This window comes from Campylobacter rectus (genome assembly GCF_004803795.1).
GTDB lineage: Bacteria > Campylobacterota > Campylobacteria > Campylobacterales > Campylobacteraceae > Campylobacter_A > Campylobacter_A rectus.
Genome location: NZ_CP012543.1, coordinates 585,612 through 599,656 on the forward strand (window position 1 = coordinate 585,612; position 14,045 = coordinate 599,656).

The following is a 14,045-nucleotide window of genomic DNA, read 5'->3' on the forward strand; positions in this document are numbered from 1 at the left end:
AAAAATTTAAGGAGACGATATGAAAAAAGTTGCCGTGATTTTTGCCGACGGGTTTGAGGAGATAGAGGGCGTTAGCATCGTCGATGTGCTTAGACGAGGCGGCGTGGAGGCTCATATGGTCGGGCTTGACAAGCTACCTATTACAGGCGCTCACGGGATGAAATTCGTATGCGATATGACGCTTTACGACCTTGAGATCGAGGAGTATGATATGCTGGTTTTGCCGGGCGGGTATCCCGGTGTCACAAACCTCTCCGGCAATCTAAAAATGAGAGAGACGATCAAAAAGTTTGACAAAAAAGGCAAATTCGTCGCCGCTATTTGCGCTGCGCCGATAGCTCTTGGGGTGGCCGAGGTGATGAAGGGCGAGTTTACTTGCTATCCTAGCTGCGAGGCTAACGTCGAGGGCGGAACGTACGTGAGCGACAAAAACGTCGTGCAAAGCGGAAATATCATCACTTCAAAGGGTCCCGCCACCGCGATGGAGTTTGCTTTGCAGTTGGTTAAAATTTTAAACGGCGAGCAAGTTTATAACGAAGTGAAAGACGGTCTTTTGTTTGTAAAATAGCCTTGTTGCGTCAAATTTGACGAGTATGAAATACGTCTGCGTATCTGTTTAGGCAAAAGGCGTCGAAGTCAAAGTTTGATAAAATGTATAAAATTTGCCGAATTTAATATACTATATAAATTTTGGCTCTAAAAAATAGGGCGCAGCCTAAAAAGGCTAAAGCCGGCGCGGTTACGGCGGTTTATGGCGAGCGTAAGTCGAGATAAAGCGCCGGATAGCGCCAATTTATCGCTAAACAAAATAAGCTCAACTAAATTCGAGCTTATTTTTAAGGGCGTTAAAATTTAGCAATTTAGTAAAATTTGTTTCGGTAGAAACGCGTAGATTGTTAAAGCGGTCGCGTTTTATTCGGCTCACGTAAAAATATGCGAGGCGCCAGGATCAAAACCGATAGTTCCGACATCGTGATTCGGACGTCGGCATTTTATCTTGGCGATGTCGCAAAAACCATAAAACGAACTCTTGTTTAGAATTTTTAGTTCAAATTTAACCGGCGAGCGGGCATTAATCATAAAATATACAAACTTTGCAAAAGCGCCTTTTTGACGACACTAAACGATTTTAGGCATAAAATTCGTCCGCGATAGCGAGGCGATACGAGTTGTAAATTTGCCGCATCACCGCCAAAACCCCAAAATTTACGGCAAATTTATCCGATCAAAAACCGTCAAAAATAAATAAAATTTCAAAAATCGGCGCCAATGTTTAAAATCAATAAAAAATTATAAAAATTACGTTTTGTATCTAGCTTTTTTATTTAAATTCAGGTATCATCTCTTAACCGATTTATCGGGAATTTGATTTAAGGAAACGTTACTGTGAATATTTACGTCGGTAACTTGTCATATCGTATGACTGAGGCAGAGCTTAAGGATACATTTGCGCCGTTTGGCGAAGTAAAACGCGCAAAAATCGTCAAAGATCGCGATACGAATCGCTCCAAAGGATTCGGATTTGTCGAGATGGAGAACGATGCAGACGCGCTAAAAGCGATCGAAGCGCTAAACAACAAGGAAGTAGGCGGCAGAGCTCTAAGAGTAAACGAATCTAAACCTAAAGAATAATCCGGCCGTCAAATCTGACGGCTTTAAACTAATTTTTAGATTTAAGCTTTTTAACCAAATTTCGCTCCAAATGAACCAAAAAATCATCTCCCGTATCGCTCCGACGCCAAGCGGCTTTTTGCACGCGGGCAATGTTTATAACTTCTTGTTGACCTATCTTTTTACCCGTGCGTTTGACGGGATTTTACACTTAAGGATCGATGACTACGACTTGCCGCGCTACCGCAGGCAATACGTGGAAAATATCTTTCGCGTGCTTGATATGCTGGGCGTTGATTTTGACGGCGGACCCGGCGGAGTGGGGGAATTTGAAGCCGAATTTAGCTCGAAATTTCGCCTCGGCGCTTACAAAAACGCGCTAAAAAAGCTCGAACAAAAGGGCGTTTGCTACGCTTGCGAGTGCTCGCACTCGATGAAAAACTCGTTTAAAAACGGCATTTATACGCGGGTTTGCGCGGATAAAAATCTTAAATTTAAAAAAAACGAAACGGCTATGCGGCTAAGCACTATCGACGGAGCGCAAATTAACGTTCGGCAAAATTTGATAAATTTTGACGCTTTGGGGTGCGACTCCTGCGGGGAGGCGAGGATGGCGGGCGGGCTTTGGAGTAATGCGCAAAAAGCGCAAGACGGCACGGCAAACGGTTTAAAAAATTTGACAAACTTGCGCGGCTTTGGCGGAGGCAAACCCGGCGATAAGAAATTTAACCTAAATGCGGTAGAGAATCCGAAAAAATGCATTTTAAATTCGGCAAATTCGGACGGCTTAAATTTGACGGACGAAGCAGCGTTTGAGACGGAAAAATTCGCGCAAACTCAAAGCGTAAATTTGGCTCAAAATTTGGGCGATTTCGTCGTTTGGAAAAAGGACGACACGCCCGCGTATAATCTTGCTAGCCTCGTGGATGACGAGATATTGGGCGTAAATTTACTAGTGCGAGGCGAAGATCTGCTCGCGTGCTCGGCGGCACAAAAGTACATGGCGCAGATGCTGGGCTACGTTTTTGAAAATGCAAATTTCATCCATCACGGCCTGCTGGTACAAAGCGGCAAAAAGCTATCCAAAAGCTCGCGCGCACCGGCGGTAAACGTAGCGGACGGCGCCAAAATCCACTATAAATTCGCCGCTCTTAAGCTCGGGCTCGATGCATCAAAATGCGACACTTTGTCAAATTTGCTTGAGATGTTTAAAGAGAAATTTGGCCGATAAATTTTGCAATATGTAGCCTTTGCATTTATCGCTTCGCTAAATAAAATAATATTTTTTAACCTTGTCGATATCTATATTTTTTCTGTCCAAAAAATAGGTTCTGATCTCTGCATATTTGTCTTTATCAAAAATAAAAATTATAAAATACTTTTTACAAAGCGCGTGATAATATGTAACGAATTTGACGTTTGGATAATGCGGCTCGTCTATGATAATAGCTGGAAACGGCGTAAAACCGCTCAAATTTCCTTGCGTTCCCAGCTGGAAAAATATTTTTATGATTATATTTCCAAGATATATAAAAATCACGAATAAAACAACAAGCAGTAAGCTGCCGGACATACCAAAAAAGCCACATAATACTATGATATAAAAGACGATATCACGCGCGCCTTTGTTTGGCATACTGGCGTCCAGCGGTTTGCAAATCAACTCATCTAAATTCTTAAGCGATGAAGTATGCTTTAAAATGCCGTTTTCGTAAAATTTAACCGAATCGTTCACAAAATGGACGGTATCTTTTTTCTTTGCCACATGAAAGAAGTAGTTGATAATCATCCAGCACACCATACAGACCAATGCCGCGACAAACGACAAGATGTTGTCCATACTTTTATCCTCAACCCACCTCATAATAAAAATAGTTATGATAATGCTAAACGCCAGTGGCATAAAAAATAATGCCTCTACAAAAAAATCCTCGTAGTTTTTGAGAATTATCGGCTCTTTGTCATAATCCCTCGCAAATTTCTTTGAGCCGGAATTTGTCAAATTTGAATTTTGAAAGTCGTTGTTTGAATTTTTAGTTTGTTTGTTTGCCGTATTCAAATTTTACTCCTTTTTTGCATCCTTAGCTTTCCCAATTCGCTTAGTTAAACCTGTATTTTCAAAAGTCTCTTATAAGCTTTATCTAGCTCAACCTTTGCTATTTCTTTCTTGTCTTAAATAAAATAATATTTTTTAACCTTGTCGATATCTATATTTTTTCTGTCCAAAAAGTAGGTTTTGATTTCTTGATATTCATCATCGCTAAAAATCTGAAACATAAAATATTCTCCGGCTAGTATAATGCCGTTGTATAGAAAATATTTTGGGTATATCGGATAATCCACTATAATACTAGGGAACAATGTAAAACGCTTAAGACTACCGACCAAAAGCAGCTGAGAGCAAATTTTGTAAATAATATTTGAGATATATAAAAGCGCCAAAAGCCACGCTAGCGTCCATCCTATCGCATAGAGTAATGCCATAAATATAATAAAATAAAAGATTTTATCACCCAAGTCGGACTTTGTCGGCCCAAGCTTCCAAAACGGCTTTACGATAATCTCATCCAAATCATTTCGCGCAGATTTACGTTTAAGCTTGCCGTCTTTATAAAACTCAATAAAATTATTTGTAAATTTTACTTCAAATTTATGCCTAACGACATAATAATAGTATGGAATAAATATCCAGCAAAATACAAAACACAGCCATAGGGTAACAAAAATAGTATTTGCCTGGTACTTATCAAAAATAATTAAAATCGTGATACAGAAAAACATAGGACATAGCACGGATGTTTTAACAAAAAATCCTTCATAACTTTTAATGATTAACGGCTCTTTGTCGTAATCTCTCACAAATTTCTTTGAGCTAAAATTCGTCAAATTTGAGTTTTGAAAGTCGCCGTTTAAATTTGAGTCTTGTTCGTTTGTCGTATTCAAATTTTGCTCCGTTTTATCCGCTAAATTTACCCGAATTTTAGCAAAATTTACATCCGGTTGCGAGATTGCGTCAAATTTACCGCTCAAATTTAAGCCGAATTTTGAGTCGTAAATTTAGATCAAATACGCGTCGCCGACTGCAAATTTTACGCCGCCGGCCCAAAAACCCGAGCGTCAAATTCGGGTTAAAATTTGACGGCAAGGCCGAGCCGACATTTTATAAAAATTTCCGGCCCAAATTTCGCACAAGAATCCATACAAATAGCCTATTTTCCGAGCCTAGCTAAATTTAAACAAGACCGATTTATCCACCTAAAAGCAAAGTTTCTGTAAAATCAAAAGCATTAAAAAGGACGAAAAATGAGCGATTTTACAGATTTTACGCACCTGCACCTGCACACGGAGTATTCGCTGCTAGACGGCGCCAACCGTATCAAAGAGCTAGCCAAAACGCTAAAAAGCCAAGGCGTAAAAGCCGCAGCCATCACCGACCACGGCAATATGTTTGGCGCGATAGACTTTTATAAAACGATGAAAAATGAAGGAATAAAGCCGCTAATCGGCATCGAAGCTTACATCCACAACGGCGAGGAGCTGGGGGATAAAAGCACCAAGCAGCGCTTTCACCTCTGCCTCATCGCCAAAAACGAAATCGGCTACAAAAACCTGATGTATCTTAGCTCGATGAGCTATATCGAGGGGTTTTATTATTATCCGCGTATCAACAAAAAGATACTAAAAGAGCACAGCGAGGGCATCATCTGCTCCTCAGCGTGCCTGCAAGGCGAGGTGAACTGGAACCTCAACCAAAGCGAGAGAAATTTGCGTTTCGGCGCGGGCGGATACGAAGCTGCGAAAGAAGCCGCACTGTGGTACAAAGATGTCTTTGGCGATGATTTTTATCTCGAGATCATGCGCCACGGTATCGGCGATCAGCGCAGGATCGACGACGAAATTTTGCGCCTAGCCAAAGAGCTAAATATCAAGGTTATCGCAACTAACGACACGCACTATACGTTTAAGCAACGCGCGGGAGCTCACGAGGTTTTCATGTGTATCGCGATGAACAAACTGCTTGACGATCCAAACCGCCTGCGCCACAGCGTGCATGAGTTTTACGTCAAGACGCCAGCGCAGATGAGCGAGCTTTTCGCCGATATCCCCGAAGCCGTCACAAATACGCAAGAAATCGTTGATAAATGCGACCTCACGATCAAGCTAGGCGACGCGACGCCGCCTAATTTTAAATTTACGCTCGAATACGCCGCCGAGCGAAATTTGAGCCTGCCCGAGCCTGATAAACGCTACAGCATACCAAACGACAGCGTGCTGTTTGAGCACGAGTGCAGGCAGGGGCTAGAAGATAGGCTTAAATTCGTCCCCGCAGAGCGCCACGAGGAGTACCGCACCCGTTTGCAGCGCGAGATAGATATCATAAACAAGATGAACTTCCCGGGCTATATGATGATCGTTTGGGACTTTATCAACGAAGCTAAAAAGCGCGGCGTGCCAGTGGGGCCGGGACGCGGCTCTGCGGCGGGCAGCCTAGTAGCCTATAGTCTAAAGATCACAGACCTTGATCCGCTGCCGTATAACCTGCTTTTCGAGCGTTTTTTGAACCCGGAGCGCGTGAGCATGCCCGATATCGACGTGGACTTTTGTCAAAACCGCCGCGGCGAGATCATCGACTACGTCATCGAAAAATACGGTAAATTTAACGTCGCGCAAGTTATTACATTTGGTAAGCTGCTGGCAAAAGGCGTCATCCGCGACGTCGCGCGCGTATGCGACATGCCGTACGCCGAGGCCGACGCGATGGCTAAGCTCATCCTCGACGAGATAGGCATCACGCTGGAGCAGGCCTTTGAAAAAGAGCCAAAGATCGGCGAGCTGATAGCTACTAACTCAAATGCCAACAGAATTTGGAAATTCGCCCTTGATCTTGAGGGTCTAAACCGAAACGCCGGCATGCATGCCGCGGGCGTGGTCATCTCAAACGAGGAGCTGTGGAACAAAACCCCGCTTTTTCGTCAGCCAAACGCCGAGGAGGATCACTTCGTCACGCAGTATAGTCTAAAGTACCTAGAGGACGTGGACTTAATCAAATTTGACTTCCTGGGGCTAAAGACGCTAACCGTGATCGATAACGCCGTCAAGCTCGTAAAAAAGAGATTCGGCAAAGAGATCATCTGGGAGCAGGTCAATAAAAACGACCCCAAAACCTACGAGACGATCAGCAGCGGCCAGACGCTGGGACTGTTTCAGATAGAGAGCGAAGGCATGCAAAAAGTCGGAGCCGATATGCGCCCAGACTGCTTCGAGGATATCATCGCGATGATCTCGCTTTACCGCCCGGGTCCGATGGATCTTATACCTGATTTTATCAAGCGCAAACACGGTCTGGAGCCTATCACGTACATTTTCCCCGAGCTTGAGCCGATCCTAGAGCCCACATACGGCGTCATCGTATATCAAGAGCAGGTTATGCAGATCGTGCAGACTATCGGCGGCTTTTCGCTAGGAGGCGCCGATCTCGTGCGACGCGCGATGGGTAAAAAGATAAAAGAGGAGATGGATAGGCTAAAGGGTAAATTTATCGAAGGAGCGCAGGCACAGGGGCTAGACGGTAAAAAATCGGGCGAGCTGTTTGAGCTTATTTTACACTTTGCTTCGTATGGATTTAACAAATCCCACGCCGCGGCCTACACCTACGTGACCTTTCAAACGGCGTATTTGAAGACTTATTATCCGGCCGAATTTATGGCGGCTCTCATCACCAGCGAGGAGACCAACGCCGATAAGATTTCGCGCTACATCGACGAGTGTAAGCGCCTAGATATCGCTATCCTGCCGCCGTCGGTCAATAAATCGGCCAAAGAATTTTCAGTCGTTAGCGAAGGCGGCAAAGACGCCATCATCTACGGTCTGGGCGCGATAAAGGGCGTCGGCGGCGCGGCGATCGAAAATATCCTAGAGGAGCAGGCTAAGGGCGAGTTTAAAGATATCGATGATTTCGTCTCGCGCGTGGATAACTTTAAGGTAAATAAAAAAGTCTTTGAAAGCCTGATAAAATCGGGCTCGTTTGATAGCTTCGGCCTAACGCGCAAGATGATGCTAAATAACCTCGATAACATCGTAGAGGCGTGCAAAAACGCCGCGACTATCAAGAAAAACGCGGCTGAGAGTCTGTTTGGCGACGACGAGAGTATGGCGACGGTTAAAACTAGTCTCGTGCGCGACGACTCCGAGCTCGAGCTAAAAACCAAGCTCAAATTTGAGCTGGAAAGCGTGGGTATCTACCTCTCGGGTCACCCGCTAGACGAGTACCGCGAGCAAATTTCAAAGATAAAATACACGCTAAGCGATAAATTTGACGAGCTACCCGAAAACGGCGAGATGCTGCTCGTGGGCAAGATCGAGAATCTAACGACAAGGATCAGCAAGAAAAACGGCAAAAAAATGGGCACTATAGAGATGCTCGATCTGTACGGCACTGTCGAGATCGCGGTGTTTGACAGGCAGCTTGGCGCGGTTGAGAGTATGAGCCCCGACGAGCGCGATCTGCCGCACGTTTTTAAGGTGCGCTACTCCAAAGACGGGCAGTTTATGCGCATAAATTTGGATAAAATTTTAAGCCTCGAAGAGGCTGCAAATATGGATTTTTCGCATCCGCTTGAAAAATTTAAAGAGCAAATCGAGCAGATAAAACACACGCCTAGCAAGGACTTCGGCAAGATAGATAAAACCAGCGAGATTTTGGTCGTGGGTAAGATTTCCGAGGCTGCAAAGATCGTCAGCAAAAAGACGGGCAGAGAGTTTATGATGCTAAGCATCATGGATCTTTTTAGCACGTTTAAGGTCGCGGCCTTTGATCCCGAGATGTCGCTCGTGGAAAATTTAACCGACGAGCAAAGAGAGGCGCCGCTAGCCTTTAAGGTGCGCTACTCCCGCGACGATCAGGGCGCTCGCATAAATCTAATCGACGTCGTGAGCCTGGAGGACGCGCGCGATATGAATTTCCAAAGCAGGAGCTTTAGACAGCGAAAAAGCGAAAACGGCAACTATCAGGGCGGTCGTCAAGGCGGCCTAGCCGGCGAAAATAGAGCTAAAAGGGAGCTTGAGGATCTGGTTTTGGAGCTAAATTTGGACGAAGCGAACAAAGAAATCATCGCGCAAATTTACCGCGCCGCCATCGGCGAACACCGTGCAGCAGCCGATAAAAACAACAAACGCCTGATTATCCGCATCAAGGACGCGCAGGAATGCCGCGCACTGGTTTATACGACGGAGTTTATCGTAGGCGACGGGTTTGGGGAGAGGGCGTTAGGTTTAAGGCAGGCCGTTTAGATTTTTAAATTTGACGGCTTGTCTCGCGAGCGCTTTGTGAATTAAATTTGACGACGCAAGATTAGTCAAATTTGACTGATTTATCGGCAAGCTTTGGGCTTAAATTTAAGGAGAAAACATGCGAGAAAGCGTGCCAAAAGAGCTAATGAGGCTTGAAAAAGCATACTAAGACTCGTGGTAAATCGCAGAAAAAGCAAAAGCCGGACGTAAAAGTCTGCCCGTTTTCTTATAAATTTGGCTTCCAAAGCCGTCTTTTTGCTTTTAAATGATACAATTCTGATTTCAATTATTACATTTTGTCTTTAAATTTGACGGGAGTTCTTATGAAAAAACTGGTTTGGTTAAATCCTGTTGTAAAAAATATCTACGACTTTGCGGCGCTTAAAGAAATTTTGCAAGACAAAGGTTTTAGCGTAGCCCAGTGCAAAAAAGACCACGTCCAAAGCGTAAAAAACGCATACAAAAATGGCCTTGCACAAAGCGAGCTCATCTTTGATAGTCGCTGTCCGAGGGCTGTAAATTTCGTCAGAGCGAATTTCAAAGAGCAGGCTACTCTCATCTCAAATTTAAACCCCATTTTAATAGAAAGCGCCATCGAGCTTAGCTCAAAGCTAAAAGAGGACGAGTGGCTTTACGTGACGACGCCCTGTGAGGACTTAGCCGAGCTTGGCAGGGGACTAAATTTGGAGCGAATCACATTTTTAACATGGAAAAGCTTTAGGGAGCAAAACGCTATAAATTTAAAGATGCGTAGTATCGAGCAAAGTCCAATATCGCCGGGATTTTTCGCAAATTTGGGCGTAAAAACTCTAAGCCTTGGTAGCAAAGAGAAGATAGAAAATGCCCTTTCTTATAAATTTAGCGAGCTTAAAAACTACCGGATCATCGAGCTTTTATACTGCGAAAACGGCTGTCACAACGGAGATGGGCTGTGAGGGAAATTTTTAAAAAGAGCATTTTGATCCTAGCGATCTTTGCCATCTGGCAGGTCGTTTGCGAGCTAGAAATTTTCACGCCGTATATCCTGCCAAGTCCGGCAGCGACGCTAAAGACGATGTATGGCATGAGCCTAAGCGGCGAGCTTGCTACGCATACGATCATCAGCTTTAAGCGCATATTTGTAGGATATGCTCTTTCTTTTGCTTTAGCGCTCGTGCTTGGCGGTATAGCGGCACTTTTGCCAAAGATCAGCGTTTATTACGAGTGGATACTGGAGTTTTTTAGAAACATCCCGCCGCTTAGTTTGATTGCCATTTTAGTGCTTTGGTTTGGTATAAACGAGACGCCAAAGATCATTATTATCATCCTAGCCTCGTTTTTCCCGATGTTTTTAAGTATCCAAAAAGGGCTAACGAGCTGTGATATAAAGCTTATCGAGGTTGGTAAAATTTTTGGCTTTAGCAAATTTGAAATTTTTTACAAGATCATCCTGAAAAGCGCGCTAAAAGATATCTTTGTCGGTATGCGAATAGGCTTTGGCTACGCCATGCGCGCGATCATCGGAGCTGAAATGATAGCGGCTTCAAGCGGGCTGGGCTACCTCATACTTGACGCTGAGGAACTTTCGCGCGCGGATAGGATATTTGTGGGCATTTTTACGATCGGCGTTTGCGGCGTGCTCATAGATAGGCTGTTTTTGCTTTTGATAGCGAAATTTAGCCTTTTGCGAGGTGAGAAATGATAGAAATTTCAAATTTATCCAAGCATTTTTTTATTAATGGCAAGCGAATTGACGTTTTAAGAGAGCTAAATTTAAGCATAAAAAAAGATAAGATCACCGTCATACTTGGCAGGAGCGGATGCGGTAAAACGACGCTTTTACGCCTCATCGCCGGTCTTGAGAGCGTAAGCCTAGGCGAGATAAAATTTAAAGAGCAGGCAAAGATAGGCTTCGTCTTTCAAGAAGCCCGCCTCATGCCGTTTTTAAACGTCTATGAAAACATCGTTTTTCCGCTTAAAAAGCACGAGATAGAGGCTGCAAAGATCGATAGTTGGATATCTATGATAGGGCTTAGCGACTTTAAATTTGCCGCAGTTTCACAGCTATCCGGCGGTATGAGCTCGCGCGTTTCGCTTGCTAGGGTGCTTGCGTACGAGGCAAATTTGATCCTCATGGACGAGCCATTTGCTGCGCTTGACGCGTTTACTAGAGCTAGCATGCAGGCTGAAATTTTAAAAATACAAGCCGGTAAAACTATCCTTTTCGTCACTCACAACATCGATGAGGCGCTATTTTTGGCTGATGAGATCATCTTACTTGAAAAGGGCGGGATAAAGTCAAACTACGACCTATCAAATTTAGCAAGGCCAAGAGATCTGCTAAGTGAGGAGCTAATAGCCGTAAAACGCAAAATTTTGAGTGAAATTTAGAATAAAAAAATGATAACTAAAACTAAAATGAAGCAAAAAATTATATAATTTATAAAATTTTTAAAGGAGCAAATATGAGAAAGTTTTTCAAGGTTTTGTGTGCAGCCTCTTTGCTTTGCCTAGTCGCAAACGCAAGCGAAGGCCTAGATAAGATCGGCATGACCTACGTCAAATCGCCGTTAAACGTCCCATCGATCGTCGATAAATTTAAAGGCTTTTACGCGAAGTCTTTTGGCGTGCCGGTCGAGTACTCCGAGATCACCTCAGGTGCGAAACAAACGCAAGCGCTCGCTTCAAATTCGCTCCAGTTTCTAAACTGCGTGGGCGGCACTTCGGTTATACTAGCGGCTGCAAATAAGGCTGATATAAAGATCATAAGCGCTTATTCAAGGGCGCCAGAGGCATTTGTGATATTTTCTAAGGACCAAAACATAAAGTCGCCAAAAGATCTAAAAGGCAAGAAAGTAGCAGGTCCAAAAGGCACGATCTTAAACGAGCTTTTGGTTAGATACCTAGCTCTTGGCGGTCTAGGCATAAATGACGTAGAGTTCATCTCTATGGGCATCCCGGCTGCGCAAGCCGCAGTTGAAAACGGCAGCGTCGATGCAGCGCTTCTTGCGGGTCCGGCAGCCTACAACGCCCAAAAATCAGGCCTAAATGTAGTCACAACCGGCAAAGGCGTCATCACTCCGGTCATCGTCACCGCAACAAGCGGGGAGTTTTATAAAAAGCATAAAGACGTCGTTGAGAAATTTAAAAAGGCTCAGGACGAAATTTTAGACTACATCAAGGCGAACGAGGATGAGGCGCTTAAATTTACGGCCGAGGAGACTGGGCTAAGCATAGAGGCGGTAAAGAGCATGTATCCTCAGTACGACTTTAGCTCAAAGATCACGGCTGATGACATAAAAGCCCTTGAAGCTACGCAAGAATTTATGTTTGAAAGCAAGATGATAGAGCATAAAATCGATATAAAATCGCTTCTATTAAACTAAAATTTAAAGGGCAAATTTGCCCTTTAATTATCCTCGGCGCCTTGTAAAAAGATCCAAATTTGCATTATAATAGCAGCAAAATTTGCGAGTATATATAAAAGTAACCGTTTCAGCTTGGAAAGATAAGGCAATGAAGCTAAAACTAATAAAAAGATACGCTGCGGACGAGTTTAGCTACAAAATTTTGAAAAATAAATTTAAGATAAAAGCCCTGCGCGAACCGATCGGCGTAGGCATTAGCCTCGCAAGGGCGCTAAGAAAATAAATTTAAGGTAGAAAATGAAAAACTTGATTGTGTTGATACTTTTTGCTATCGCGGCCATGGCCGGCGAGTCTAAAAAAGGCGAACTCAGCCCCGAAAAAGAGGCATTTTTAAATGCGAGATACGAGGAGTTTAAAAAATCGTGCGCCCAAAAGGACGCGAGAGCTTGCAAGCGAGTGATCTTGTTTTACCAAAAACAGGCCAAAAAGCAAAATGAAAAAGACATTCGCGAGGCGATGCAAATTTTACTCGGCGCGTGCAAGGATGGCAAATTTGACGCGTGCGCGGCGGCAGGCGAAATGCACATAAACAACAAAGATTTCATCGCCGCAAGGGAGATTTTGAGCCCGGCTTGCGATAGCGGCTATCAGGATGCTTGCGTGCAGTACGGCAAAATTCTTGAGGCTGACGGCGCGCCAGGCAAGGACGAAAAACGCGCGAAAAAGCTATACGAAACCGCATGCGAAAAGGGTTCGGCGCTAGGGTGCGAGCATCTAGGGCTAGCGATCGGTAGCAGTGCGCCGCAGCAGGCCGTGGGCTATATGCGCAAGGCGTGCGAGATGGACGCTTGGCGATGTTTTAGATTCGGCACGATGGCGATGCCTTACGGGGCAGAGGAAACGATAAAAGCGCTTGTTAGAAGCTGCCACGAAACGGATATGCTCGCAGGCTGCATCATGCTGGCTAAATATCACGAAAAAGAGCTACGCGAGATCTCCGGCGAGGCTGAGGTGAAGCGGCTGTACGCGCGCCTTTGCGAGTTGGTGCCGCACGGGGAACACTGCCAAAAAGCGCGGTAAATTTAGCTAAATTTGCGGTTTTTGGATTTGAGATAGGCGGCACGGCGAGGCGAGGTAAATTTGAAGTCAAATTTAAAAGCACTCGTCAAGACGGCCTAAAAATTTAACAAAAACTAGGTCAAAGGAGCAAAAATGGCGATCATAAAAGTAGATCTACAAAAATTATACCGTATCCTAAACCCAGGCGCGACGACGCTCGTATCGGCCAAATACGGCGATGACGTCAATGCAATGGCGATAACGTGGGCGCAGGCACTTGACTACGACAAGGTTACCATCGTGCCGCATAACGGCTCATGCGCGGGGACGCTCATCGAAAAGAGCGGGTATTTCGCCGTGCAGATCCCTACGACCGCGCAGGCGGAGCTGGTTAGCGAGCTGGACGCCGAAAACAACTCGCGCTTTGATAACGCGGACAAGATGAAAAACGTGGAAATTTTTTATAAAGAGGAGTTCGATGTGCCGCTGATCGCGGGCTGCACCGCATGGCTCGTTTGCAAGCGTATCCCCGAGCCTCACAACGAGCAGAGTTATGATCTTTTCATCGGCGAGGTCGTCGCGGCATACGCGGACGAGAGGGTCTTTGACGGCGGACACTGGCTGTTTGAAAAGATCCCTGACGAGCTAAAAACGCTTCACTACGTCGCCGGCGGTCGGTACTATCTGGACGGCAAAGCGATAGATACCAAGCGCACGCCCATAGGCGGCGAGTAAGCG

Annotated in this window: 13 protein-coding genes; 11 read left to right on the forward strand and 2 right to left on the reverse strand. The window is 44.8% G+C overall.

Annotated elements, in window-relative coordinates; translation table 11 throughout:
• Nucleotides 1-19 precede the first annotated feature (19 nt).
• The 3 genes from CRECT_RS02870 to CRECT_RS02880 all read left to right on the forward strand — a co-directional run bounded on the left by CRECT_RS02870 (nucleotide 20) and on the right by CRECT_RS02880 (nucleotide 2,842).
• Nucleotides 20-568 carry a DJ-1 family glyoxalase III gene (locus tag CRECT_RS02870; RefSeq protein ID WP_004319186.1) on the forward strand — a complete coding sequence of 183 codons (549 nt, stop codon included), beginning with the start codon at nucleotides 20-22 and terminating at the stop codon, nucleotides 566-568.
• 818 nt (nucleotides 569-1,386) lie between these two features.
• Nucleotides 1,387-1,632 (forward strand): RNA-binding regulator, encoded by a 246-nt coding sequence (locus CRECT_RS02875; protein ID WP_004319321.1) that lies wholly within the window; start codon nucleotides 1,387-1,389, stop codon nucleotides 1,630-1,632.
• Nucleotides 1,633-1,702: 70 nt separating this feature from the next.
• Nucleotides 1,703-2,842 (forward strand): tRNA glutamyl-Q synthetase, encoded by a 1,140-nt coding sequence (locus CRECT_RS02880; RefSeq protein ID WP_004319197.1) that lies wholly within the window; start codon nucleotides 1,703-1,705, stop codon nucleotides 2,840-2,842.
• A gap of 36 nt (nucleotides 2,843-2,878) precedes the next feature.
• On the opposite strand, the gene CRECT_RS02885 is transcribed toward CRECT_RS02880, so the two are convergent.
• Together CRECT_RS02885 and CRECT_RS02890 are read right to left on the reverse strand one after the other, a co-directional pair.
• Entirely contained in the window at nucleotides 2,879-3,670 is a 792-nt protein-coding gene (locus CRECT_RS02885; protein ID WP_004319167.1) for a hypothetical protein, read from the reverse strand.
• Nucleotides 3,671-3,783: 113 nt separating this feature from the next.
• On the reverse strand, nucleotides 3,784-4,641 hold the full coding sequence (locus CRECT_RS02890; RefSeq protein ID WP_004319157.1) for a hypothetical protein: 858 nt from the start codon (nucleotides 4,639-4,641) through the stop codon (nucleotides 3,784-3,786).
• A gap of 273 nt (nucleotides 4,642-4,914) precedes the next feature.
• On the opposite strand from CRECT_RS02890, the gene dnaE reads away from it, so the two are divergent.
• From dnaE to CRECT_RS02925, 8 genes are all read left to right on the forward strand, one after another.
• Nucleotides 4,915-8,901, forward strand: coding sequence for a DNA polymerase III subunit alpha (gene dnaE / locus CRECT_RS02895; RefSeq protein ID WP_004319234.1), 3,987 nt, complete (start codon nucleotides 4,915-4,917; stop codon nucleotides 8,899-8,901).
• Between the two features lie 323 nt (nucleotides 8,902-9,224).
• A complete protein-coding gene (locus tag CRECT_RS02900; protein WP_039888070.1) occupies nucleotides 9,225-9,836 on the forward strand; it encodes a hypothetical protein in 612 nt (203 codons plus the stop codon).
• Complete coding sequence (locus CRECT_RS02905) at nucleotides 9,833-10,582, forward strand: ABC transporter permease (protein WP_004319327.1); 750 nt, start codon at nucleotides 9,833-9,835, stop codon at nucleotides 10,580-10,582. Before CRECT_RS02900 ends, CRECT_RS02905 begins: the two co-directional genes overlap by 4 nt.
• The gene (locus CRECT_RS02910; RefSeq protein WP_004319332.1) at nucleotides 10,579-11,271 is read left to right on the forward strand and encodes an ABC transporter ATP-binding protein; all 693 of its coding nucleotides are present in this window, start codon (nucleotides 10,579-10,581) and stop codon (nucleotides 11,269-11,271) included. Before CRECT_RS02905 ends, CRECT_RS02910 begins: the two co-directional genes overlap by 4 nt.
• A 74-nt stretch (nucleotides 11,272-11,345) precedes the next feature.
• Nucleotides 11,346-12,266: an ABC transporter substrate-binding protein gene (locus CRECT_RS02915; RefSeq protein ID WP_004319153.1), complete on the forward strand. Its 921-nt coding sequence runs from the start codon at nucleotides 11,346-11,348 to the stop codon at nucleotides 12,264-12,266.
• Nucleotides 12,267-12,396: 130 nt separating this feature from the next.
• Nucleotides 12,397-12,531 carry a hypothetical protein gene (locus tag CRECT_RS12930; RefSeq protein ID WP_257792186.1) on the forward strand — a complete coding sequence of 45 codons (135 nt, stop codon included), beginning with the start codon at nucleotides 12,397-12,399 and terminating at the stop codon, nucleotides 12,529-12,531.
• A gap of 14 nt (nucleotides 12,532-12,545) precedes the next feature.
• Complete coding sequence (locus CRECT_RS02920) at nucleotides 12,546-13,328, forward strand: tetratricopeptide repeat protein (RefSeq protein WP_004319307.1); 783 nt, start codon at nucleotides 12,546-12,548, stop codon at nucleotides 13,326-13,328.
• A 132-nt stretch (nucleotides 13,329-13,460) separates the two neighbouring features.
• Complete coding sequence (locus CRECT_RS02925; RefSeq protein WP_004319222.1) at nucleotides 13,461-14,042, forward strand: flavin reductase family protein; 582 nt, start codon at nucleotides 13,461-13,463, stop codon at nucleotides 14,040-14,042.
• Nucleotides 14,043-14,045: the final 3 nt, after the last annotated feature.

Excerpts from the sequence above, each read along its gene's own strand:
- CRECT_RS02870 (WP_004319186.1), top strand. The coding sequence starts at position 20 with ATGAAAAAAGTTGCCGTGATTTTTGCCGACGGGTTTGAGGAGATAGAG.
- CRECT_RS02880 (WP_004319197.1), top strand. The coding sequence starts at position 1,703 with ATGAACCAAAAAATCATCTCCCGTATCGCTCCGACGCCAAGCGGCTTT.
- dnaE (WP_004319234.1), top strand. The coding sequence starts at position 4,915 with ATGAGCGATTTTACAGATTTTACGCACCTGCACCTGCACACGGAGTAT.
- CRECT_RS02900 (WP_039888070.1), top strand. The coding sequence starts at position 9,225 with ATGAAAAAACTGGTTTGGTTAAATCCTGTTGTAAAAAATATCTACGAC.
- CRECT_RS02910 (WP_004319332.1), top strand. The coding sequence starts at position 10,579 with ATGATAGAAATTTCAAATTTATCCAAGCATTTTTTTATTAATGGCAAG.
- CRECT_RS02915 (WP_004319153.1), top strand. The coding sequence starts at position 11,346 with ATGAGAAAGTTTTTCAAGGTTTTGTGTGCAGCCTCTTTGCTTTGCCTA.
- CRECT_RS12930 (WP_257792186.1), top strand. The coding sequence starts at position 12,397 with ATGAAGCTAAAACTAATAAAAAGATACGCTGCGGACGAGTTTAGCTAC.
- CRECT_RS02920 (WP_004319307.1), top strand. The coding sequence starts at position 12,546 with ATGAAAAACTTGATTGTGTTGATACTTTTTGCTATCGCGGCCATGGCC.
- CRECT_RS02925 (WP_004319222.1), top strand. The coding sequence starts at position 13,461 with ATGGCGATCATAAAAGTAGATCTACAAAAATTATACCGTATCCTAAAC.